Source organism: Brevundimonas sp. CEF1, from assembly GCF_051353055.1.
GTDB lineage: Bacteria > Pseudomonadota > Alphaproteobacteria > Caulobacterales > Caulobacteraceae > Brevundimonas.
Genome location: NZ_CP195593.1, coordinates 304623 through 327315 on the forward strand (window position 1 = coordinate 304623; position 22693 = coordinate 327315).

The 22693-nt window shown below is 66.9% G+C and carries 24 protein-coding genes and 2 pseudogenes; 20 read left to right on the plus strand and 6 right to left on the minus strand.

Going from position 1 to position 22693, the window contains the following annotated elements; genetic code table 11:
* Positions 1 to 113 precede the first annotated feature (113 nt).
* Positions 114 to 545, minus strand: a complete 432-nt coding sequence (locus ACR9FL_RS01575) for a GreA/GreB family elongation factor (RefSeq protein WP_296178571.1) — start codon at positions 543 to 545, stop codon at positions 114 to 116.
* A gap of 36 nt (positions 546 to 581) precedes the next feature.
* Positions 582 to 722 (minus strand): hypothetical protein, encoded by a 141-nt coding sequence (locus ACR9FL_RS01580; protein ID WP_436356838.1) that lies wholly within the window; start codon positions 720 to 722, stop codon positions 582 to 584.
* A gap of 247 nt (positions 723 to 969) precedes the next feature.
* Between ACR9FL_RS01580 and folP the strand changes: the two genes are divergently transcribed.
* Positions 970 to 1824, plus strand: a complete 855-nt coding sequence (folP, locus tag ACR9FL_RS01585) for a dihydropteroate synthase (protein WP_436356839.1) — start codon at positions 970 to 972, stop codon at positions 1822 to 1824.
* Here the strand turns inward: folP and ACR9FL_RS01590 are convergent.
* Both ACR9FL_RS01590 and ACR9FL_RS01595 read right to left on the minus strand, forming a co-directional pair.
* Entirely contained in the window at positions 1796 to 2350 is a 555-nt protein-coding gene (locus ACR9FL_RS01590) for an ester cyclase (protein WP_436356840.1), read from the minus strand. The genes folP and ACR9FL_RS01590 overlap by 29 nt on opposite strands.
* A gap of 99 nt (positions 2351 to 2449) precedes the next feature.
* Complete coding sequence (locus ACR9FL_RS01595) at positions 2450 to 2839, minus strand: SRPBCC domain-containing protein (RefSeq protein WP_436356841.1); 390 nt, start codon at positions 2837 to 2839, stop codon at positions 2450 to 2452.
* A 312-nt stretch (positions 2840 to 3151) separates the two neighbouring features.
* Here ACR9FL_RS01595 and ACR9FL_RS01600 point away from each other — a divergent pair, with 312 nt between their 5' ends.
* The 9 genes and pseudogenes from ACR9FL_RS01600 (at position 3152) to ACR9FL_RS01640 (ending at position 10190) form a co-directional block, all read left to right on the plus strand.
* The gene (locus ACR9FL_RS01600) at positions 3152 to 3493 is read left to right on the plus strand and encodes a DMT family transporter (protein ID WP_436356842.1); all 342 of its coding nucleotides are present in this window, start codon (positions 3152 to 3154) and stop codon (positions 3491 to 3493) included.
* Entirely contained in the window at positions 3493 to 4347 is an 855-nt protein-coding gene (thiD, locus tag ACR9FL_RS01605) for a bifunctional hydroxymethylpyrimidine kinase/phosphomethylpyrimidine kinase (protein ID WP_436356843.1), read from the plus strand. The genes ACR9FL_RS01600 and thiD overlap by 1 nt, the downstream gene beginning before the upstream one ends.
* Before the next feature lie 174 nt (positions 4348 to 4521).
* Positions 4522 to 4827 (plus strand): annotated as a pseudogene (locus ACR9FL_RS01610) (nucleotidyltransferase family protein); the annotation flags it as partial.
* Positions 4828 to 4889: 62 nt separating this feature from the next.
* A complete protein-coding gene (locus ACR9FL_RS01615) occupies positions 4890 to 6338 on the plus strand; it encodes a recombinase family protein (RefSeq protein ID WP_436356844.1) in 1449 nt (482 codons plus the stop codon).
* A 273-nt stretch (positions 6339 to 6611) separates the two neighbouring features.
* Positions 6612 to 7004 carry a M15 family metallopeptidase gene (locus ACR9FL_RS01620; RefSeq protein ID WP_436356845.1) on the plus strand — a complete coding sequence of 131 codons (393 nt, stop codon included), beginning with the start codon at positions 6612 to 6614 and terminating at the stop codon, positions 7002 to 7004.
* A gap of 45 nt (positions 7005 to 7049) precedes the next feature.
* A complete protein-coding gene (locus tag ACR9FL_RS01625; protein WP_436356846.1) occupies positions 7050 to 7604 on the plus strand; it encodes a DUF6680 family protein in 555 nt (184 codons plus the stop codon).
* Positions 7605 to 8019: 415 nt separating this feature from the next.
* Positions 8020 to 8703: pseudogene (gene mauJ, locus ACR9FL_RS01630) on the plus strand (methylamine utilization protein MauJ); the annotation flags it as partial.
* 663 nt (positions 8704 to 9366) lie between these two features.
* On the plus strand, positions 9367 to 9888 hold the full coding sequence (locus ACR9FL_RS01635; RefSeq protein ID WP_436358105.1) for a nucleotidyltransferase family protein: 522 nt from the start codon (positions 9367 to 9369) through the stop codon (positions 9886 to 9888).
* The gene (locus ACR9FL_RS01640; protein WP_436356847.1) at positions 9885 to 10190 is read left to right on the plus strand and encodes a nucleotidyltransferase family protein; all 306 of its coding nucleotides are present in this window, start codon (positions 9885 to 9887) and stop codon (positions 10188 to 10190) included. The genes ACR9FL_RS01635 and ACR9FL_RS01640 overlap by 4 nt, the downstream gene beginning before the upstream one ends.
* Positions 10191 to 10273: 83 nt before the next feature.
* Here ACR9FL_RS01640 and ACR9FL_RS01645 read toward each other — a convergent pair whose 3' ends face one another.
* On the minus strand, positions 10274 to 10660 hold the full coding sequence (locus tag ACR9FL_RS01645; protein WP_296177879.1) for a hypothetical protein: 387 nt from the start codon (positions 10658 to 10660) through the stop codon (positions 10274 to 10276).
* 257 nt (positions 10661 to 10917) lie between these two features.
* Between ACR9FL_RS01645 and ACR9FL_RS01650 the strand changes: the two genes are divergently transcribed.
* From ACR9FL_RS01650 to ACR9FL_RS01660, 3 genes are read left to right on the plus strand one after another with little or no spacing between them, the layout of a single operon-like run.
* Positions 10918 to 11268, plus strand: a complete 351-nt coding sequence (locus tag ACR9FL_RS01650; RefSeq protein WP_297934760.1) for a hypothetical protein — start codon at positions 10918 to 10920, stop codon at positions 11266 to 11268.
* A complete protein-coding gene (locus ACR9FL_RS01655) occupies positions 11269 to 11949 on the plus strand; it encodes a response regulator transcription factor (protein WP_296177883.1) in 681 nt (226 codons plus the stop codon).
* Positions 11950 to 11952: 3 nt separating this feature from the next.
* Positions 11953 to 13401: a sensor histidine kinase gene (locus tag ACR9FL_RS01660; RefSeq protein ID WP_436356848.1), complete on the plus strand. Its 1449-nt coding sequence runs from the start codon at positions 11953 to 11955 to the stop codon at positions 13399 to 13401.
* A 445-nt stretch (positions 13402 to 13846) separates the two neighbouring features.
* On the opposite strand, the gene ACR9FL_RS01665 is transcribed toward ACR9FL_RS01660, so the two are convergent.
* Positions 13847 to 14602 (minus strand): hypothetical protein, encoded by a 756-nt coding sequence (locus ACR9FL_RS01665; RefSeq protein WP_436356849.1) that lies wholly within the window; start codon positions 14600 to 14602, stop codon positions 13847 to 13849.
* A 299-nt stretch (positions 14603 to 14901) separates the two neighbouring features.
* Between ACR9FL_RS01665 and ACR9FL_RS01670 the strand changes: the two genes are divergently transcribed.
* The 7 genes from ACR9FL_RS01670 to ACR9FL_RS01700 all read left to right on the plus strand — a co-directional run bounded on the left by ACR9FL_RS01670 (position 14902) and on the right by ACR9FL_RS01700 (position 22685).
* Entirely contained in the window at positions 14902 to 16266 is a 1365-nt protein-coding gene (locus ACR9FL_RS01670; protein WP_436356850.1) for a hypothetical protein, read from the plus strand.
* An 18-nt stretch (positions 16267 to 16284) separates the two neighbouring features.
* Positions 16285 to 17100 (plus strand): c-type cytochrome biogenesis protein CcmI, encoded by an 816-nt coding sequence (gene ccmI / locus ACR9FL_RS01675; protein ID WP_436356851.1) that lies wholly within the window; start codon positions 16285 to 16287, stop codon positions 17098 to 17100.
* A 33-nt stretch (positions 17101 to 17133) separates the two neighbouring features.
* Positions 17134 to 17622: a cytochrome c maturation protein CcmE gene (ccmE, locus tag ACR9FL_RS01680; RefSeq protein ID WP_436356852.1), complete on the plus strand. Its 489-nt coding sequence runs from the start codon at positions 17134 to 17136 to the stop codon at positions 17620 to 17622.
* On the plus strand, positions 17619 to 19607 hold the full coding sequence (locus ACR9FL_RS01685) for a heme lyase CcmF/NrfE family subunit (protein ID WP_436356853.1): 1989 nt from the start codon (positions 17619 to 17621) through the stop codon (positions 19605 to 19607). The genes ccmE and ACR9FL_RS01685 overlap by 4 nt, the downstream gene beginning before the upstream one ends.
* Complete coding sequence (locus ACR9FL_RS01690) at positions 19604 to 20080, plus strand: cytochrome c-type biogenesis protein (protein ID WP_436356854.1); 477 nt, start codon at positions 19604 to 19606, stop codon at positions 20078 to 20080. The genes ACR9FL_RS01685 and ACR9FL_RS01690 overlap by 4 nt, the downstream gene beginning before the upstream one ends.
* A 310-nt stretch (positions 20081 to 20390) precedes the next feature.
* A complete protein-coding gene (locus ACR9FL_RS01695; protein ID WP_436356855.1) occupies positions 20391 to 21947 on the plus strand; it encodes a Do family serine endopeptidase in 1557 nt (518 codons plus the stop codon).
* 66 nt (positions 21948 to 22013) lie between these two features.
* Positions 22014 to 22685: a response regulator transcription factor gene (locus ACR9FL_RS01700; protein ID WP_017504381.1), complete on the plus strand. Its 672-nt coding sequence runs from the start codon at positions 22014 to 22016 to the stop codon at positions 22683 to 22685.
* The last annotated feature ends 8 nt before the right edge of the window (positions 22686 to 22693 follow it).

Here is a 22693-nt window from a genome sequence, read left to right on the forward strand (position 1 = left end):
GACGTGACGGAGGGAGCGACTCGGCGGGAGAGGGCGGCGTCGCCCCCTCCACCACTTCGTGGTCCCCCTCCCCATGAAATGGGGAGGAAAGATCAGAGCCGGCGCAGCAGCTTTCAGTGGGCGACGGCCGCGATGGGGTCTTCGTCCTCGATCAGGACGGCGGTCAGCTTGCGGGTTTCGCCGGAGGGGTCGGGCCAGTTGATGGACTCGCCTTCCTTGAGGCCGATCAGGCCGGCGCCGACGTGGGACAGGATGGAGACGCGGCCGGCGTCGATGTCGGCCTCGCGCGGCAGGACCAACTGGACGCGGCGCACCTCGGGATGGCGGTCGTCGGCATAGTGCAGCCAGCGGTTCAGGCCGACCACGTCGCGGGGCATGTCGACGTCGTCACAGACTTCGGCGCGGTCCAGTTCCTGTTGCAGCAGGCCGGCGGGGCCGGTTCCGGGCAGGTCGCCGACCAGGCGGTCGAGCGCGTCGAAGTCCGCGCGGCTGAGGAGGATGCCGGGCAGGGCCGGAGGGCGGCCGCGGGTCTTGGAGGCAGTCATGTCGTTTCTCGATGTGATGGAAAAAGGAAGAAGAGGTCAGGCGGCCGAGGGGCCGTCGTCGTCGCTGTCGTCCGCCGGGGGCGCAGGCGCGGGAGCCGGCGGCGTCGTGGGGCGGCGGCTCGGGAAGGGCAGGATGTCGGCGCCGCGCGCGGGCGGATCGTCTTGAGGTCGGGTCATGGCAGGCGTGTTCACGGACGACCGTCGGGCGGCGTGCGCGATCCTGATGTTAGGGAACTAGGAAAAAAGCGAAGCGACGCGCCCCGTAGCGGGCGACAGCAAGCTGGCCGCTACGGGTTAGATGCCTTCGACGCGGCGACCCGCGTGGGTGAGGCGTCGAGCCTGGCTGACGAAACGTTCCATAGTGGCTAGAGGCTGAGCCTCGGCGCGCGGAAAGTCAAACCGGCGCCTTGGGAGTTCTTGTCGCATGAGCCTTCAATCCCTCGTGAAACCGCCGCTGGTCCCCCCCTTGGTCATGGGAATCGTCAACGTCACGCCCGACAGCTTCTCGGACGGCGGGCGGCACGATACGCGCGAGGCGGCGCTGGCTCACGCCCTGCGGCTGATCGAGCAGGGGGCCCAGGTGCTGGACATCGGCGGCGAGAGCACGCGGCCGGGTTCGGACCCGGTCAGCGAAGAGGAGGAGACCGCGCGCACCGTGCCGTTGATCGCCGCCCTGCGCGCCCGCTGGGACGGGGTGATCAGCATCGACACCATGAAGCCGGGGGTGGCGCGGGCGGCGGTCGCCGCCGGGGCCGATATGTGGAACGACGTGACGGCCCTGATGCACGATCCCGACAGCCTGGCGACCGCCGCTGACCTGGGGTGCGCGGTGGTGCTGATGCACATGAAGGGCGAGCCCAAGACCATGCAGGACGACCCCCGCTATGACGACGTCGTGGCCGAGGTAGTCGCCCATCTGGCGGCGCGGGCCGAGGCGGCCATGCAGGCGGGGGTAGCGCGCGAGAAGATCTGGCTGGACCCTGGCATAGGCTTCGCCAAGACGACGGAACACAATCTGGCGCTGACGGCGCAGCTGGAAGCCCTGATCGATCTGGGCTTTCCGGTGCTCTACGCCGCCAGCCGCAAGCGGACCATTCAGGGGGTGGACGCCACGGCGGTCGAGGCCGGCGACCGGCTGGGCGGCTCGCTGGCCCTGGCGCTGGAGGGCGCACGTCGCGGGGCGCGGATGGTGCGCGTCCACGACGTGCGTGAGACGGTTCAGGCGCTGAAGCTTCAGGCCGCCGTGGCGGCTATGGCGCGACCCCGATCTGCTTCATGAAGGCCTGGTTGTCCCAGTAGAGCCATTCCTCGACCATGAGGCCGTTTTCCCATCGGCCGACGGTCAGCATGGGCAGTTTGAAGGCCTTGCCGGTCGGCTGGATCACCTTGCCGCCGCCCAGGTCCATCGGCTGGGTGAAGGTGCCCTCCATGATGCCTTGAACCGCGGTGAAATTGCCGTCGGCCAGTTTGACGGGGTGTTCCTTGATCCGGGTGTCAGGGGCGAAGACGAACTGGGGCTTCAGGCCCTCGATGTGGGCGGGCAAGCCTGTCGTGGTCGTGCCGTCAGGATAGTGGACGACGATGTTCTCGGCGTGGCTTCGGCCGAACTCGTCCCACTTCTGGCCGCTGTAGACGTTGAAATCCAGGTCGTCGAAGGTCGCCAGATTGCGGGCCTGTTCGGCAGTGTGGCCGGATGCGGCCGCAGCGGCGGGCGCCTTTTCGGCGGCCTTGTCGGCTGAGGGTGGCGAACAGGCGACCAGCGACAGACTGGTCGCGGCGATGATGACGGCGACGGAACCACGCATGTTTTCTCTCCCGATGAAGGCGGCATTGGAGCCACCTTCGTAAGGGCGTGGATGCGAACGCGGTTCCGCGAGGCGTCTGTTCCGGCGCGGCCGTCCTGCCTAGCGCTGCTTCCAGGTCTCGCGCACGCGATCGGGGAAGCGATCAAGGATGAAGCGGGGCTCGATCGCCTGTTCCAGCCAGAGCTTGGCGCCGGCCAAGACGAGGGTGAAGCCCTCCTTGGCGTCGAACGCTTCCGCCAGACCTTCGTCGGTATCCTCAAAGCCGCGATTGATGATCTCGACCCAGGTGAAGCCGCCGCGGCGCTCGAACAGGAATTCGACCTCGGACGGACGGTCTTCGAGGTTCCAGTCGAGCAGGATTCGACGATTGGGCTCGATCGCCTTGACCGCGACGCGGGTCGAGACGCCGTACATGCCCCAGGTCCAGGTCGCCTGAGCCCCGACGGTCAGACGACGATCACCATGGGTAAACCAAAACCAGGACGTCACTCCTGGTTCCGTAAATGCTTGAAAAACCTCGTCGATAGGACGGCGGATAAGCATTGCGGTGTTTACGAATGGCGTTTTCATATACCAACCTTGGCGGTAAACCTCCGCTGCAACGTGCAGCACCAAATAGTGTTGCACGACTGAGTAAAATTAGCCTTGAAATTTGAAATACCGATGTTTGTAAACATGGTAACGGATATTCTTGTTTCGTGAATACTGTTATTGGCGGGGCCTCGCGTCCTTAATCGCGACCAAAGCCTGTCCATTTCGCCCCGCCTTGTCTGGAGGCGCGTGATCGGTCATGCAGCCGTCATGTCCTGGCTTCAGTCTTTCAATCCGTGGGTGGTGCTCGTCGTGGCGGGCCTGTTCGAGGTCATGTGGGCCTCGGGCATCAAGTATGTGGGCGTGCAACGGCCGCTGATCTCGCTGGGCGTGGCCGCGGCCCTGGTCGCCAGCATGGTCGGGTTGTGGATCGCCACGCGGAAGCTGCCGGTGGGCACGGCCTATGCGGTGTGGACCGGCATCGGCGCCGTGGGCGCGGCGGCGGTGGGGATCGTGGTCTATGGCGAGCCGGCGACGGCGGTGCGGGCGGTCTGCATCCTGCTGATCGTGGCCGGCATCGTCGGGCTCAAGCTGTTTTCAGGAGCACACTGATGGGCGAGCAGGACCTCCCTCAAGCCGTCTCCGACCGCGTCGGAGACGATAGGGACCAAAAGAGAGGCCGGGTTCTCATTCTGGCGGGCTCGGATTCCGGCGGCGGGGCGGGCGTTCAGGCCGACATCAAGGCGGTGACCATGCTGGGCGGGTTCGCCGCCACGGCCATCACGGCCATCACCATTCAGAACACCCTGGGGGTTCACGGCGTCTATCCCCTGCCGATCGACGTGATCGAGGCCCAGGCGAAAGCCGTGCTGGACGACATCGGGGCCGACGCCCTGAAGACCGGCATGCTGGGTTCGATCGAGGTGGTCGAGGCGGTGGCGGGTCTGATCGACTATGCCGATGGCGTGCCGGCGGTGGTCGATCCGGTGATGATCGCCAAGGGCGGTTCGCCCCTGCTGGAGGATCGCGCGGTGGAGGCGGTGCGGCGGCTGATGGTCCCACGCGCGGCCCTGTTGACCCCCAATGCGCCCGAGGCCGAGGCCCTGACCGGGATCGCCGTGGCCGATCTGGACGGCCAGCGCCGGGCGGGCGAGGCCCTGTTGTCGATGGGCGCGCGGGCCGTGCTGATGAAAGGCGGCCACGTGCCGGGCGAGACGGTGATCGACCTGCTGCTGACCCGCGACGGCGAGACCGTGCTGGAGAGCGAACGCCTCGACACCCGCCACACCCACGGCACCGGCTGCACCTTGGCGAGTGCGTGCGCCGCCGGGATCGCCAAGGGCCTGCCGTTGCAGACCGCCGTGGCCGAGGCCTGGGCCTATGTCGCCGAGGCCATTCGCCGCGCGCCCGGCCTGGGGCAGGGGCATGGGCCGCTGGACCACGGCTGGCCGCTGCGGGATCGCTAGACCTTTCCTCCCCATTTCATGGGGAGATGGCGCGGCGCTGAAAGCGACGTGACGGAGGGGGCGACACCAGGCCAACCGATTGCGCCGCCCCCTCCACCGCTACGCGGTCCCCCTCCCCATGAAATGGGGAGGAAAGAGGTTGGCGGGGGTTCGGAATCGCCTTCAGACGGCGGCATGACCCTGGAAACCCGACTGATCGAGATCGTCCGCGCCGACCCGGCGCTGATGCATGTGCTGAGCGTGATGCGGGAACTGGACCTGCCGGACTGGCGGCTGTTTTCCGGCGCCGTCTATCAGGGGGTGTGGAACGACCGGACGGGGCGGGCGGTCGGCTATGGCGTCAAGGACTACGACATCGGCTATTTTGACCCCGACACCTCGTGGGACGCCGAGGACGTGATCATCAAGCGGGTCGCCGCCGCCTTCGAGGCGCCGTTCCGCGATCTGGTCGAGGTGCGCAACCAGGCGCGGGTCCGCCTCTGTCCGTAAGTATGAACCTTGCTCGGAAGGGACGTTGAGTCCCGGTTTGAGCCAGTTTCATCATGTCGATCAAAGCCTACGCCTACAGCCGTTTTTCCAGTGACGGCCAATCGGACGGTGATTCCATCGAGCGTCAGCTTGCTACGGCTGAAGCCTATGCAGCGGCGCACGGTCTGGAGATCGACACCAGCTACCGCGACGAAGGGGTCTCCAGCTTTCGAGGCGCGAACCGCAAGGACGGCGCGTTGGCCCGGTTCCTCCGCAATGTGGTGACCGGCGTCATCCCCTCGGATTCCTATCTGATCATCGAGGACTTCGACCGTCTGTCGCGTGAGCCGGTGACCACGGCTCTGGCCACGTTCACCGCCCTGATCAACGCCGGGATCACCGTCGTCACGACCATGGACGGTTCGATCTACAGCCGGTCCACCATCGACCGCGAATGGTCCAAGCTGATCGTCGGTCTGGCTCGCATGGCGGCGGCTCACGTCGAGAGCGAGAAGAAATCCGAACGCGCTCTTCGAAACTGGAAAGTCCGCCGCGAAAGTGGCCGGGTGGTGGACGCCCTGACCAAGCCCGCGTGGATTGATGTCGTGGACGGCGAGTTCAAGGTCAACGACGACAAGGCACCGATTATGCTCCGCATCTTCGAAGAGATCGCGGCGGGCGTCGGCGTGAACCGGGTGGCTCAACGCCTGAACGAAGACGGTGTGGAAGCGTGGGGCGTGGCCTACCGGGAGAACGGAAAGCGCGCTGGCCAAACCCGTAAGTGGCACGGCTCCTATATCCAAGTGATCCTGAACGGCCGGGCGGCTATCGGTGAACACCAGCATCACCAATATGAGGCCGGGTCGAAGAAACGTATCCCTATCGGCGAGCCGATCCCCGGCTACTTCCCGCCCGTTGTCTCACTCGACCTGTATCACCGCGCCAAGACCGCGTTTAAGGCCCGCAACGTCGGGGGAGGCCGCAAGTCCGTCTCGCTGGTGAACCTCTTCGGCGAGGCGATCAAATGCGCCGATTGTGGCTCGCGGATGCGTTGGGGAGGTCATCACGACCGCGCCCGTGATGGCGGCAACTTCGCCTATTATCGGTGTTCGTCGGTCGTCCAGCGGACGGGTTGCGACCACCCCTCGAAGCATCGGGTGATCTATCTCGAAAACGCGGTTCTCGATCTGGTGACCGAAATCCGTTTGGAGGGTCTGGCTGATGACGCCGAGGCCAAGGCCATGGTCGCCGAGGCTCAACACCAACTCCAGATCGCCAAGGATCGAGCGAGCAAGATCGCGGACCTTCTGATCGACCTCGACACGCCAGTCATGCGCGCCAAATTCTCCGATGCTCAAGCGGCGATCCCGGTGGCGGAAGCCGCCGTTCAGGACGCTCAATCTGAACTTGCTCTGGTCCGCACTCGCCTCGCACCGTCGAACCAACAAACAGCCATCACCCTCGCGACGTGGGGCAAGATCGCAATGTGGACCGCCATGAACGAGAATGCAGCGCGGGAGTAGCGGGGTTCTGACCGCGTAAGCACCGGAGCCGGGTCACCCCGACCGTGTTGGCTCCGGGCTAAATATCTCCGGCGGATCGTTGCCGCGATCCAGTCGGACCCTTCGGACGTGACGTGGCTTGGATTTTGGTCTCCGGCGTCTTCCCCGAAGGGTCCGCGCCAAGTTTCTTACGCCACCGTTCGATGATGCTTCGGCGATGATCATCGCAAGGGTGAGAGCGGCCCTCGGGGCTTAGTATCCGGGGGCCGTCGCGTCCGCCCAAATAAATATGGGATGGCCACGCTATCCCAACGCTCGCTGGACAACCTCAAGGGCGTCCACCCCAACATGGTTCGGGTCGTCAAACGGGCGATCCTGATCACCACCCAAGACTTCATGGTCACCGAAGGCGTCCGCACCCCGGAGCGTCAGCGCGAACTCTACGCCAAAGGTCGAACCAAGCCGGGGAAGAAGGTGACTTGGACCCTCAAGTCGAACCACTTCGTCCAAGCCTCCGGCTATGGTCACGCGGTCGATCTGTGTCCCTATCCGGTGGATTGGAACGACCTGACCAAGTTCGCCAAGATCGTGGACGCCATGAAGCGCGCGGCTCTCATGGAAGGCGTGAAGATCACCGCCGGAGCCGATTGGTCCACACCCGATCGGCCTCACTTCGAACTGGCCTAAACCTCCGGTTGGCGATTCGCTGGAATAGTCTGGTATCGTCGGTTCATGAACGCTGTCGCGCCGACCACCGATCATCTCTTCCTTGGCCTGAAACTCTTCGAGTGGCTGACACTACTTGGCGTCTTCGCCGGGCCGATGTTCGCGATCTTCATCACGCGATGGCTCGAAGAGAAAAGGCGAACTCACGATAGCCGCCTGCAAATCCTCCGGGCGGTGATGACGACCCGGCGCCTCGGCGGTGATGGCACCTACAACGCGGCGGTGAACCTGATCGAGATCGAGTTCAACGACTGTCCAGCCGTTATGACCGCACGGGAAGCCTATCTGAAAATGGTCTTCCAAAAACCCACGCCGGAGACCGAGGCCGATCACCTCCAGCGAACCGCCGTGAAACAAGCCGAGTTGATCCACGAAATGATGAAGGCGGTCGGTCTCAAGACGAAGATCGGCTCGATCATGACCGACGCCTATGTCTCCGAAGGCTTCATCAACCGCGACAACCTCTACCTCGGATCGCTTCAAGCGATGATGGATATCGCGGCGGCTCTCAAGGAATCGAACCGGATGATCGCCGGGCAGGTGGAAGAGCCGAAACCTTAAATGTCGATGATCTCGTTTGGACCGGGCGCATAGGCGCGAAGCCGCATCCTCCCGCCACAATGCAGCGCGGGACACTTCGCGCTCTTTCCCCACGGACTAAAATCCCGACCGCGCTCTCGGATGATCTTTTGAGTGTCGGCGTAGGTCGCGAAACGGCAACGACTACAGTGGAAGGTCAGGCTCCAGCCTCGGCGGTCCATGTCGTGGATCGTCGGGGCATAGCCATGCCAGTTCTCGCGCGTCCACATGCGATAGCGAGGGTTGTGACCCACGGGGAAACTCTGAACCTGAACGCCACCGACCCACGGCGATCATAACCGATTCGGCTTTGGCGACGTTCCACATCCGTTCTCATTCCTGTGGATGGCGGCGAGGCCCCATATCCCCGATCTTCGAGTTGCATTAGATCGGGAGCATGACGGTTCTCAAACCCTTCAAGGATCATATCACCGGCGAGATCGGGACCATCGGTCGGTGGGTGGTTCTGAACGTCCAGACGGGTATCTCTTGGCCGTATGAGGTCCAGAAAGTCCGGTGGAAGGATCGCGATCTCTTCATCCTTCCGGCGTCGGTGGACAAAGGGGCGGGTGTCGCTGTCAGCCTTGAAAAGCACGAGACCCATGAGGACGTTCAGCACCTATTGCTGACGTTCCTAAGCGCGTTGTGTTGGGTTGAGCGCGGGGGCGCAGAAGTGATCGGCTTCGGTGGTGGGTCGTATCCAACACCGTGGGGGCGCCAAGGTCACCAAGGGACGATTACCAAGCGTTTGGACCTGTCCTATTTGCCGGAGACGACGGACCCAAAAGCTCGGCTCGCGCTCGCGCTCTTCCGAGAGGGTAGCAGCCTCAACCACCCCGCTTTCGCGTTCTTGAGTTTCTTCCGCGTGATCGAGGTCAAACACGCCCATTCGAACCGGGACAAGATGGTGAAATGGATCAATCACCACTCCACGCTCTTGGTTGATCACGACGCCAACGAGATCATCAAAAGGCTGAAAGCCAAACACGCCGATCTTGGCGCATACCTCTACGAATCGGGTCGGTGCGCGATTGCTCACGCCAACAACGGGGTGATCGTAGACCCTGACGATTTCACCGACGTTCAGAGGCTCCAGAGCGAGCTTCCGTTGATGCGAGCTTTGGCGATCCGGCTGATCGAACTGACGCTGGGGGTGAAAACCAGTCATACGATCTGGCAAGAACACCTCTACGAACTGGAGGGCTTTCGAAAGATCGTCGGCGAGGAATTGATCGCGCGCCTCAAGAACCCGAACGACGACGTGACCGGCGTGACGGTCAACATTCCGGTGATCACCGTGGGGCTGGACGGCAAGGAACCCTACAAACCGTTTGCCCGCCTCTACCCCTACGAATTCCATAGAGGCGAGAACGGCCAGATGGTCGCCGCCTTCACGACCGAAGACGACTTGATCTGTTTTAGGTTCTGGTTCGATTGGCCGAACGAACGTCTTCGCTTCGATATTCAGCGGGACTTCAAAGCGGTTGATAGCGGCTCGCTTCCGTCCGCCGAGAACATGGCCGAAGTCGCTCGGTTCGTTTGGGACTACTGGCGCAATGGAAAGCTGGTCATTACGGACGCCGACACCGGCGAGCGGCTGTCGCGCAAGGACGCCTTCGTTCCGGTCAATGTGATCCTCCGGGGAGGCGAGAACGTGGAGCAACAAGGGGCCTTGGAACAAGCCGCCCGGCGTCGGGGATTGGTCGAACGACTGGTTTCGATTGTCCGCAACGACCCCGACCTCATGACCGTTTTGACGACCATTCGGGGTCTCGGTCTGAATGACTGGCTGGTGTTCTCGGGCGCGGTCTATCAGGCGGCTTGGAACGACGTGACCGGGCGCCCGCCCGGCTACGGCGTCAAGGATTTCGATGTTGGCTACTTCGATGAAGACGTGTCGTGGGACGCGGAAGACGTGGTGATCAAGCGCGTGGCCGAGGCATTCGAAGAGCCGCTTCGGAGCCGGGTCGAAGTTCGAAATCAGCGTCGAGTTTCAGAATGGTTCGAAGAGAAATTCGGTGAACCGTATGATCCAGTCGATAGCACGGCCGAAGCCCTCAACCGCTTCGTGGCTCCGGCTTTCGCGGTCGGCGTCAGGCTGGAGGATGACGGTCAGATCACGGTGGTCGAACCCTTTGGTCTGGATGACGTGTTCGACATGCGGATCAGAGCGAACCCGCTCCGACCGGTGGCCAAGGATTGGGACCGAGTGACCGCGAGAGCTTTGGAACGCTGGCCTGAACTGACCATTGTGACCCCGGAATGAAGGTCCGAATATACGAACAGAGTTGCGTGCATCTGTGGTTCGAGAGCAAGTTCGGCGAGGCCTATGAGGCCCTGACCTGCACCGACGACGCCCCGGCCCAGTTCGTGGCGCCGGCCTTCGCCCTGGCTGTGCGGCTGGAGAAGGACGACACCATCAGCGTGGCGGCGCCCTATGGCCTGCAGGACGTCTTCGACATGGTGATCCGGCCCAATCCCGTGCGGGGGCTGGCCAAGGGCTGGGACAAGGTGATCGCCAGCGCGCGCGGGCGGTGGCCGGAACTCACCGTGATCGAGCCCGCATAGGAAAAAGGGCGCGACCCTTGCGGATCGCGCCCCTTGGCCGGGCCTCGGACAGGGAGGGATGAGGCTCGGTTCTTGGTCAGCCGTCAGTGGCGACGGCCGTTGTAGTCGTTGCGCTCATAGCGGACCTTGGCGGACAGGCGGTCATAGCGACGGTCCAGGTCCTGGCGCTCCCAGCGGGTCAGGCCGCCGCGCATGTAGCTGCGCTCCAGACGGACCAGGCTGTTCAGCTCGTCTTGCAGACGCGAGGCCTCGCGGCGGCTGAGCTGGCGGGTCTGGACGCCGCGGTCGATACGACGATCGAGGTTGTGCTTGCGCTGGGAGATGGCGTTCCAGCCGTTGTAGTTCTGCTCATAGCCATGGCCGCGCGAGGGGGCGTGACGGTCGTAGGCCCCATTGTAGGATTGGGCGGCGGCGGGCAGGGCGGCCGAGGCGACAGCGACGGCCAGGGCGGGGATCAACAGCTTTTTCATGGTCTTGGCTCCTTCGGTTCGTCGCAACCGGATCGGCTGCGTTGATCCCAAAAGACCACCCGGCGGCTGAGCCGCATCTGAACGGCGCGTTTCAGACAGGGTTCATCTGCATGAGAAGTTCGTCATCTTGGACCGGTCAGGCAGGATTGCGGGCCACAGCGACGGAGAATCCGCGTCCACGCGTTCCTTGTCCGGATGAACGGCGATAGACTGCGCGTTCAGCCCCCGTTCAGAGGCCCCTGTCTAGAAGACAAACCATGATGCGTATTCGAGCCCTCCTGCTGGCCGGTCTGATCGCTGTCGTTCCCCTGACGGACGCGGCGGCTCAGTCGCGTGGCCGTGACCGGGATCGCGACGAGGCCCAGTCTCAGGATCGTCGGGAACAGCCGCGCGGCTATCCGGGCCAGGGGCTGCGTGATGCGCCTCGGTCGGCCCCGCGCGCGGACCCCGGCGACATCGCCCGCCGCGTCCAGTCTGGCCGACCCGGCCGGATGCTGGGCGTGCAGGAGCGGGGCGGCGACTATGTGGTGCGCTGGGAATATCCGGGCGGACGCGTGTCGGACATACAGGTTGACGGCCGGTCCGGCCGGGTTCGCGGAGACGACTGAATGCGGGTGCTGCTTGTCGAGGACGACGTCGATCTGTCGCGCCAGTTGAAGACCGCCCTGGCCGACGCCGGCTACGCCGTCGACCACGCCCCGGACGGCGAGGAAGCGTGGTTCCTGGGCGACACCGAACCCTATGACGTGGTGGTGCTGGATCTGGGCCTGCCCAAGATCGACGGGGTCTCGGTGCTGGAGCGCTGGCGCCGTGAAGGCAAGACCACGCCGGTCCTGATCCTGACGGCGCGCGGCGCCTGGTCGGACAAGGTGGCGGGCTTTGACGCCGGGGCCGACGACTATCTGACCAAGCCCTTCCACACCGAGGAGCTGCTGGCGCGTCTGCGCGCCCTGCTGCGCCGCTCGGCCGGGCATGCGGCGGCGACCCTGACCTGCGGCGGCCTGCGCCTGGACCCGCGCGCGGCGCGGGCGACGGTGAACGGCGAGCCGCTGCGGCTGACGTCGCTGGAATACCGGCTGCTGCACTACATGATGATGCATCAGGGCCGGGTCATCAGCCGCACCGAGCTGGTCGAGCACCTGTATGATCAGGATTTCGACCGCGACTCCAACACCATCGAGGTCTTCGTCGGTCGCCTGAGGAAGAAGATCGGTTCGGACCGGATCGAGACGGTGCGCGGTCTGGGCTATCGCCTGTCGCCGCTGGCCGGCGAGAGCGACGCGGCCTGATCCGTGACCGACGCCGGGGCGGCTGAAGCGCCCGCCAAGCCGCAGTCGAAGGAATGGGGGCGCTGGTTCGGGCGGCCCGGCCGGTCGCTGACGCGGCGGCTGATCTGGCTGGCCTCGGCCTGGATACTGGTGGCCCTGCTGGTCACCGGCGTGGTCCTGACCTCGGTGTTTCAGGAATCGGCGCTGCGGCGGCTCGGCAATATGCTGGGCGACACCATCGACGAGGCGGTGGTCGCCGCCTCCATCACCCCCGAGGGCGAGATCTTCATCGGCGAAATCCGCGACGCGCGCACCGAGCGCCTGCTGTCCGGCAAGTACTGGATGGTGGCCGAGCAGGGGCGGGACGGTCAGTTGCAGGTGGTGGCGCGTTCGGCCTCTCTGGGCCGGGCCGATCTGGAATACGCCCCTGATCTGGACGAGCGGCTGAGGGCCGCCTTCGGCCAGACCATCAGCTACAACGCCGAGGACGGGCCCAAGGGCGAGCCCCTGCGCATCGCCGCCAGCATGAAGCAACTGCCGGGGCGGACCGCGCCGGTGGTCTTCTTCGCCGGGGTGGACCGGTCCGACATCGACGCCGACACGCGCCAGTTCGCCACCGTGACCTGGGTGGCCATGCTGTTGCTGGGGGCCGGCCTGGTCTCGGCGGTCTTCATCCAGGTGCGGGTGGGTCTGCGCCCCCTGTTCGACCTGAGGGACGAGATTTCGGATGTCCGCAAGGGCCGCTCGCATCGGGTCGAGGGCGTCTATCCGCTGGAGATCCAGCCTCTGGCCGAACAGGTCAACCGGCTGCTGACCCACAATCAGGAGACGGTGGAGCGCCAGCGCACCCACGTCGGCAACCTGGCCCATGCGCTGAAGACGCCGCTGGCGGTCATGCTGGCCGAGGCGGGGACGAGCGAGGGCGTCCTGCCCGACATGGTGCGCAAGCAGACCAAGGTCATGCAGGATCAGGTGGACCACCATCTGCGCCGCGCCCGCGCCGCCGCCCGCGCCGCGCATGGTCTGGGCGAACGGACCCCGGTGGGCGAGGTTCTGGACGAACTGGCGGTCATGCTGGAGCGGGTGTTCGAGACCAAGAATGTCGAGATCGACTGGCGCGCGCCCGACGACCTGGCCTTCCTGGGCGAGCGGCAGGACCTGCAGGAAATCTTCGGCAACCTGATCGAGAACGCCGCCAAGTGGTGCAGGCGCCGGGTGCGGATTTCGGCGGGGCCTTCGGTGCCCGGCCAGATGGTGGTGGTGGTCGAGGACGACGGCCCCGGCCTGCCCGCCGATCAGCGCGACGCCGCCCTGAAACGCGGCACGCGCATGGACGAGGACACGCCGGGGACGGGGTTGGGCCTGTCTATCGTCGAGGACCTGACGCGCGCCTATGGCGGTCGCGTGACCCTGGCCGACAGCGACATGGGCGGGCTGAAGGTGCTGCTGGAGCTGCCTGCGGCGGAGGCGTGAGGGGGCGAAGGCGGACAGGGTGAAGTTCAGCTAGGGGTGGGAAGCTGCCGTTCAGCGGAAGCGCCGAAGGAACCTGTGGGCCGCATAAAAGACTCCGGCACTGAGGGCAAAAGCTGCCGCTCCGGCGAGGAACCAGAACGGACTCCCGCTAACTTCGGCACCTGGAAGAAAGCTGGCCAGAAATGCGATTAGGCAGACAATCGCGGCGAGCATGGACAGTCCGACAGGCAGCAAGGCAAGCGTGCTTGAACCGCGCAGCGGCCGAAAGCGCACCTTAAGTCTGGACTTAGGGTCGTTGTAATCTGGCGCTGACATCCACCGATGATGCTTTTCTGAATGGATGTCCGCAACGGGTCGAAAGCGGGTATCGCTTCCTCTGTCGCAAGCCGTCAGGCGCCGGCCAGGTCTTGCGGGTGACGCTGGCCAATCTGATCGCCGTCGAGGTCTAGTAGGGGTTCATGGCGCGGACGTCGCCCGAGGCGCTGACGGTGCAGCGTGAGCGATAGGAGCCGGTGGCCATGGTCAGTTCATACTCGCCGCGGCCCAGATCGCGCACGCCGATCGGCACGCTGGAGCCGTAGGGGCGGTTCTGGAATTCGTCGGCGCTGCGAGAACAGGCCTGTTGCGCCGCGGGCGGGGCGCCCTGCACCCAGCGGCTGTTCGAGTGGCGGCGATTGCGGGCCTCGTCTTCGCCGGCGAGGTAGCCTTCGTGATAGCCCTCGGTCTCATGGCGATCATCATAGTCGGCGCCGTAGAGGGCGGCCTGATAGCCGCGCTGATACTCGCGGTCATGGTTTTCGTCGGCGTCGTGATGGCGGTTGTTGTGGGCGGCGATGGCGGCGGCCAGGCCGACGATGGCCACGCCCGCCGCGACGGCGGCGGCGTTGTCGCCGGAGCTGGAATGGCGGTCGCCGCACTCGCTGCGTCCGGCGCGGTTGATCGAGGCGTAGCGGCCGTCGCGGGTCATGATGGCGACGCAGTCGTCGCCCTTGCGCCAGTAGGTCAGACGGCCGTCGCCGACCACTTCGGAACGGTCGGTGGCCTGATAGCCGCGCCGTTGCAATTCCCCCTCGGCCTGACCGGCGCGCGCATCGACCAGATCGCTGAGCGCGCCGGGCGTCTGGGCCCAGGTCGAGACGGGAGAGGTCAGAACGAAAACACTCGTAGCAAGGGCGACGACGGTTTTTTGGCCGAACGACATGACAGGCTCCGAAATGAGGTGCGCCGCCGATCGATCCGACGACCGCGCAGGGTGAACTTGAATCCGCGAAATGAACAACCCGAGGCCCTGCGTGGTGATCCCGATGCGGCGCTATCGCGACGATTTGTCATTGGAGAAATGCCCCCCGAAGGCGGGAGTGAGACCGGTCCGGCAGATCGGTAGCAGGTGCGTTGCGCGCCTCGGAATGAAGACGAGCGCGGGCCTCCCAATCCCCTGTTAACCCGAAGAGCGCACCCTCGGCCCCGTGGCCGGGAATCGGATCGGCCGAAGGAGAGTGCATGGCGGACCTGTCGGTCGCGCAAAGGGCCGCCCTGGCCCAGCTGATCGCCGCTTGCCCGGATCATCTGCTGTCCCAGCTGGAAACGCTGGCGGCGGCGATGACGGGGGATCGCGCGTGGGCGCTGCGCGACATGGTCGAGGTCGAGGCTCTGGACCGGCGGCGGCGGGACGCGGCCTTTGCGCCGCTGACGCCCCTGTTCCGGCCGCGCGAGGACGGGCTGGAGGGGCTGAGCTTTCCGGCGGGCGTGCCGGCGCGGTTGTGGAAGCTGGCCACGCGCAATGAGCCGGAGCTGTTGCCGCAACTGGATCGCGACGACGAGCTGTCGCGCATGGTGGCCGACCGCCTGTGCCTGAGCGCGGCCTCGGCGGTGCGAGATCAGGGCGAAGATCTGTGGGCCGGCGCGACGGCGGCGCAGGTGGCGGAATTGGCGGCCTGTTTCGACCTGGCCGGACTGGTGCGGCGCAGTCTGGCGTTCCTCGAGACCTGGCTGGGACGGCCGGGGCCGGAGGCGACGGCGGAGCTGAAGCTGGCGCTGAGGCAGGCGGCCTCGATCGCACCGGACGGGGCGGCGCGGCTGATGGAGATATTCTTCGCCAATTTGTCGGACGCGCGGATGATGCTGCGGCTTGTGGCCCTGGCCACGCCCGCCGCCGGGCGCGAGACGGTGGTGGGCGAGAGCGAACTGGCGGTCTTCGTCGACCGGGTGGTGACGGCCCTGGCCCATCGCGCGGCCGAGGCGGCGGCCTTTGACCCGACGGCGCCGGGGGCCGATGCGGCCCTGCTGAAGGCCGATCTGGACTGGTGCGCCGAGACCCTGGCCGAGATCGACATGACCCTGCCGCTGCGGGCCGACAGCGCCTGGGGCAAGGCGGTGCGGCAGGCGCGGGTCAAGATCGCGCTGAGGCTGTCCGAGCTGTTCAGCGCCGCCGAGAAGGCGACGGGCAAGGTCTTGCCGGTCGAGCGCACGACCATGGCGGGGCGGATGACGCGCCCGGCGCCGCGTCTGGACGAGGCGGTGGACGCGACGGCGGCGGATCGGGCCAAGGCCCTGGCGGCGGTGATCGGCCTGGTGCGCGGCCCTGCCACGGTGTTCGGCTGCGAGGCCGAGCGACGTCAGACGGCGGAGGGGCTGACCGGCAAGCTGGCGACCTGGGCCGACGAGGCGATCGAGCGGTTGAACGACGGCGAGGCGCCGAACGAGGGGATCGCGCGCAAGCGCATCGCCCTGACCGCCGAGCTTCTGGGCCTGATCGGGGCCAAGGATGCGCAACGGACGGTGCGGCGGCGGCTGACGGTGGCCGGGGCGCCGCCCAGCGTCGCGGTCGAGGCTGCGACCTCGGGAGCCTCGCGTCGGCGCGCCTGATCCGCTAGAGCGCAGGGCATGACGATCTTCTGGATCATGACGGGACTGGCCACGGCCCTGGCCGGGCTTCTGGTGCTGGCCGGGGCGCGGCGCGGGGCGGACGCGGAAGGCTTGGTGGATCGCGACGCCGCCGGGCGGGAGCTGGCCGAGCTGGACCGGCTGAAGACGCGCGGCCTGCTGGATGAGGCGGGCTGGACCGCCGCACGGGCCGAGGCGGGGCGGCGGCTGCTGGCGGCGCGTCGCGACGCGCGGGCGCCGACGGTCGGATCAAAGGACCGGGTCTGGGTTCTGGGCGGGATCGGCGTGACGGCGGCGGTGTCGCTGGCGCTCTATCTGGGGCTGGGCGCGCCGGGCATGGCGGATCAGGCCTATGAGACGCGGGTGCGCGACTGGGCGGCCTCGCCCGAGACCCTGGAGCCGGCCCAGGCGGCGGCGGTCATCGGCCGCATCGTCAAGGATCGGCCCGACGACCATCAGGCCCTGACCATGCTGGGCGCGGCCCGGTTCGAGGCGGGCGACCCGATCGGCGCGGCCTCGGCCTTCCGCCGGGCGCTGGCGATCCAGCCCGACGACGCCCAGAGCTGGGCGCGGCTGGGCGAGAGTCTGGTGCGGGCCAACGAAGGCGCGGTCGGCGGCGACGCCGAGGCGGCCTTCCGCGAGGCGCTGAAGCGCGACCCGAACCAGCTGGGGGCGCGCTACTTCCTGGGCGAAGCGGCGCTGAAGCGCGGCGACAAGGCGGGGGCGGCGGCGATCTGGGGGCCGCTGATCGCGGCGCTGGAACCGAACGATCCGCGCCGGGCTGACCTGCAAACTAGATTGGGCGGGGCTGGATGAGCTCTTGCTGCAACCCTTCTGTGATGTCCTGACATGAGCTGGCTTCCCAAATCGCCCAAGGCGCGGCGGCGTCTGTGGATCGTGGCCGCGGCGGCGCCGGTGCTGGCCCTGGCGGTCGGCCTGTCGCTGTGGGCCATGAAGGACAATGTCACCTACTTCTTCTCGCCGTCCGAAGTGACCGAGGAAGCCGCGCCGGCGGGCCGGGTCATCCGTCTGGGCGGGCTGGTCGAGGCCGGCAGCGTGGTCAAGGGCGCGGACGGGACGGTGGTCTTCGTCGTCACCGACAATGTGGGCTCGTCCAAGGTCAGCTACCATGGCGACCTGCCCGACCTGTTCCGCGAGGGGCAGGGGATCGTGGCCCAGGGGGCGTTCCGCCCCGACCGCGTGTTTGAAGCCAGTCAGGTGCTGGCCAAGCATGACGAGACCTATATGCCGCGCGAAGTCGCCGATCGCCTGAAGGCAAAGGGCGAGTGGCGTCCCGAAACGGGCGAAGCGCCGCCCGTCGGAGCGCAAAAGCTGTGATCGTCGAACTGGGTGCGTTTGCGCTGATCCTGGCCCTGGTCCTGTCGGCGCTGACCACGGGGCTGGCGACGGTCGGGCGGTTGAGGCTCAGTCCGGTGCTGGCGGGGGCCGGGGGCGGGGCGTTGATCGCGTCGGCGGCGGCGACATTGCTGGCCTTCGCGGCCCTGATCTACGCCTTTGCGGTGTCGGACTTCTCGGTGTCGAACGTGGCCCTGAACAGCCACACCGACAAGCCCATGCTCTACAAGGTGGCCGCCGCCTGGGGCAGCCATGAGGGCTCGCTGGTGCTGTGGTGCCTGGTCATGACCGGCTTCGGCGGGGCCCTGGCCCTGGCGCGCGGCCTGCCGTTCGGGCTGAAGACCTCGAGCGTGGCGGTGCAGGGCGCGCTGTCGACCCTGTTCCTGGCCTTCGCCGTATTCACCTCCAACCCCTTTGCGCGACTGGACCCGGCCCCGGTGCAGGGGGCGTCGCTGAACCCCCTGTTGCAGGACCCGGCGCTCGCCTTCCATCCGCCGCTGCTCTACGCGGGCTATGTCGGGTTTTCGGTCTGCTTCTCGCTGGCGGTCGCCGCCCTGATCGAGAAGCGGGTCGATCCGGCCTGGGGGCGCTGGGTGCGGCCGTGGGCGCTGGCGTCGTGGGCGTTTCTGACGGTCGGCATCACCCTGGGGTCCTTCTGGGCCTATTACGAACTGGGCTGGGGCGGCTGGTGGTTCTGGGACCCGGTCGAGAACGCCAGCTTCATGCCGTGGCTGGCGGGGGCGGCATTGCTGCACTCGGCCATCGTAACAGAGCGGCGCGGGGCGCTGGCGGGGTGGACGGTCTTCCTCGCCATCCTGGCCTTCACCTTCTCCATGCTGGGGGCGTTTCTGGTGCGCTCGGGCGTGCTGACCAGCGTCCACGCCTTCGCCGTCGATCCCGAGCGCGGGATGATGCTGCTGGCCATTCTGGGCGTGGCGGCGGGCGCGGCCTTCATCCTGTTTGCCTTCAGGGCGCCGGCGATCCGGTCGGGGGCGGCATTCGCGCCGATCAGCCGCGAAGGCGCCCTGGTGCTGAACAACCTCTTCCTGACGGCGGCGGCGGCGACGGTGCTGCTGGGGACCCTCTATCCGTTGATCCTCGAGGGGATTTCAGGGGCGACCATTTCGGTGGGGCCGCCCTATTTCGCCGCGACCTTCGTGCCCCTGCTGCTGGTGGCCTGTCTGATCCTGCCCGCCGGGCCTCTGCTGGCGTGGAAGCGCGGCGATCTGAAGGGGGCCTTGCAGCGTTTGTGGCTGGCGGCGGGTCTGGCGGTCGTGGCGGCCTTTGCGGCCTTCTTGCTGTTTGATCCGAAGAAGGCGTTGGCGGCGGCAGGGTTGGGCGTCGGGACCTGGCTGATTTTCGGCGCCCTGGCCGAACTGGCGACGCGGACCAAGGCGTTTCGCGCGCCGCTGGGCGAGACCCTGCGTCGCGCCAAGGGGCTGCCGCTGGGGGCCTGGGGCATGACCCTGGCCCACGCCGGTCTGGGCGTCTTCATTCTGGGGGCCGTGGTCGAGACCAGCTTCAAGGCCGAGGCGGCGGCGGCGGTGCCTCTGGGCGGCGTGGTGTCGTCGGGGCCGTGGCGGGCGAGGCTGGATGCGGTCGAGGTGATCGAGGGGCCGAACTATCTGGCCGAGCAGGGGCGGTTGACGATCATGCCGGTCGAGGGCCGCGCGGTCGAGCGCAGCATCACCGCCGAGCGCCGCTTCTTCCCGGCGGGGGGCCAGACGACGACCGAGGTCGGTCTCGACTTCCGGGGGCTGGACGATGTCTATGTGGTCATGGGCGAGCGGGCGCGTTCCGAGGACGGGCAGCAGGCCTGGACGGTGCGGGTCTATTACAATCCCTGGGCGCGGCTGATCTTCCTCGGGCCGATGATCATGGCCCTGGGCGGGGTGCTGTCCCTGCTGGACCGGCGGCTGCGGGTCGGGGCGGGTTCGCGTCGCAAGAGCTTGGAGGCCAGGGCGTGAGGCGGCTGGCGTCTCTGGTCGGGGCCTTGGGCCTGATGGCGGGCGCGGCGATCGCCGAACCGCCCCCGGCGCCGGATCGGCCCCTGCCCGACGCAGGCCAGGAGGCGCGGGCGCGGGCCCTGTTCACCGACATCCGCTGCGTCGTCTGCCAGCACGAATCCATCGCCGACAGCCCGGCCGGCATCGCCGCCGACATGCGCCGTCTGGTGCGCGAGGAGATCGCGGCCGGCAAGAGCGACGAGGCGGTGCGCGCCGACCTGGTGCGGCGCTACGGCGACTATGTGCTGTTCCAGCCGCCGGTGCGGGCGGGGACCTGGCTGCTGTGGTTCGGACCCTTTGCCCTGGTGCTGGGCGCGGGGGCGGTGTTTTTCTGGCGATCGCGTCGACGTCGGGTCGAAGAGCAACCCCTTTCCGAAGAGGAAGAGCGGGCGCTGGCGGAACTGACCGGTGAACCTGACGACATAGACCGCTGAAGTCGGCCTCCGCCCTATCTCCCGCTCATCCCGGCGGACGCCGGGATCCAGTCCTTTGGGGACAGGCTGAACATCAAACTCCGGTGCGCGCGGTTCTCACTGGATCCCGGCGTCCGCCGGGATGAGCGGGATTGGGGCGCCTCTCCAAAATGACAGGCTTCGCCGCGATCCTGACGCAAGCGCGCCTCACGGCGAACGCGGATCAGGAACAACCATCGCGAGGGCGTGCATTGGCTTTGGCCATAAGCCCCTATATCCATGGGCGAACGGAGCTTTTGGAGCTTCGACTTTCAGGACTGCAAGGACGACGATGCTGAAACGCAAGGAGTTCATTCTGGGGGCGGCCGTCGGCCTGTCCTTCGCTGCCGTCGCGACGGCGGGCGGGGTGATCAGTTGGCCGGGCGCGCACGCCGCGCCCGCCGCACAGGCCGCCGGAAAACTGGTGCCCTCGGCCGGTGCCGCCGGCCTGGCCTTTGCGCCGCCGCAGGGTGCGCCGCTCAGCTTCGCCGACATCTTCCAGCAGGTCGCGCCCGCCGTGGTGCAGATCGACGTCAAGACGCGGGTCCAGCGCCCGGCTGGCGTGCTGCAGATCCCCGGTTTCGGCGCCGTGCCCATCCCCGGTCGTCCGCGAGGCGGCTCGGGCGAAGAGGGTGAGGACGACAACTCGACCACCGCGCTGGGCGCCGGTTCGGGCTTCCTGATCTCGGCCGACGGCTTCATCGTGACCAACAACCACGTCGTCGAGAACGCCGAGGAGATCAAGGTCAAGTTCAGTGACGGACGCGAGCTGAAGGCGCGCCTGATCGGCCGCGACGAAGGCACGGACCTGGCGGTCATCAAGGTCGAGGGCGAGGCCTTCCCCTTCGTCAGCTTTGAAGAATCCGCTGCGCCGCGCGTCGGCGACTGGGTCATCGCCGTGGGCAACCCCTTCGGCCTGGGCGGCACGGCCACGGCTGGCATCGTCTCGGCCATGTCGCGCGACATCGATCCGGTCGGTTACAATGAATATCTGCAGATCGACGCGGCCATCAACCGGGGCAACTCGGGCGGGCCGACCTTCGACATCTATGGCCGGGTGATCGGCGTCAACACGGCGATCTTCTCGCCCACGGGCGGCTCGGTCGGCATCGGCTTCGCCATTCCGGCGGCGACCGCCAAGAGCGTGACCGACAAGCTGATGCGCGGCGAGACCGTCGAGCGCGGCTATCTGGGCGTGCAGATCGTCAGCCTGTCGAGCGAGGCGGCGGCGGCCCTGGGCCTGCCCGAGAACACCAAGGGCGCGCTGGTCGGCGACGTCACGGCCGATGGTCCCGCCGACAAGGCCGGGATGAAGATCGAAGACATCGTGGTCAGCGTGAACGGCGAGGCCATCGACAGCTCGACTGAGCTGACGCGCCGGGTGGCCCGCGCCAAGGTCGGCGACGCCCTGCGTCTGGAAGTGCTGCGCGACGGCCGTCGTCAGACGCTGAACGTCCGCGCCGGTCGCCGTCCGTCCGAGGCGGAGCTGCGCGCCGGTCTGGGCGAGGACGAGGGCGAACAGGCGACGCCGTCGGCGCCCGCCGGTCAGGCCGTCGAAGGCATGACCGTGACCGGGATCACCCCGGCCCTGCGTCAGCGCTATTCCATCCCCGAGAGCGTCAACGGCGTGGTCGTCACGGCGGTCGAGCCACGCTCCAAGGCCGGGCAGATGCAGATGCCGGCGGGGACGGTCATTCTGAGGGCCAACAACCGCAGCGTCTCTTCGGCTGCGGATCTGAAGGCGGCGGTTGATGCGGCCAAGGCGGCCGGACGGCCGGGCGTTCTGCTGCTGGTGCGCACGCCCAACGGCAACAGCTCGGTCGTGCTGGAGCTTTCCAAGTCTGAATAAGGCTTAACTCACGAGATCGGCGGCGATGCGCTAACATCGCCGCCGAATCTTTTTCTGGAGGGGCCCATGCGTATTCTGGTGGTCGAGGACGATGCCGAGGCGGCGACCGCGATGGTGCGAGGCCTGTCCGAGGCCGGGCACGAGGTCACGCACGCCGTGGACGGCGCCTTCGGTCTGCTGGAATCGCAAAAGGGCGGCTACGACGTCTATGTCGTGGACCGCATGATGCCGCGCCTGGACGGCGTCGGCATGGTCGAGACGGTGCGCAAGGGCGGCGATCAGACGCCGGTCCTGTTCCTGTCGGCGCTCGGCGAGGTCGAGGACCGGGTGACGGGCCTGAAGGCCGGCGCCGACGACTATCTGGTAAAGCCCTACGCCTTCGCCGAGCTGATCGCTCGGGTCGAGGCCCTGGCCCGTCGTCGCGAGACGGGCGGGGTTCAGACCGTGCTCAAGGTCGGCGACCTGGAAATGAACCTGATCGGCCGGACCGTGCATCGCGGAACGACCGAGATCGACCTGCAGCCGCGCGAGTTCCAACTGCTGGAATTCCTGATGCGCCACGCCGGCCAGTCGGTGACGCGCACCATGCTGCTGGAGAAGGTCTGGGAATACCACTTCGACCCCCAGACCAACGTCATCGACGTCCACATCAGCCGCCTGCGCTCCAAGATCGACAAGGGCTTCGACCGGGCCATGCTGCAGACCGTGCGCGGCGCGGGGTATCGGCTGGAGGCGTAAGGCCTCCG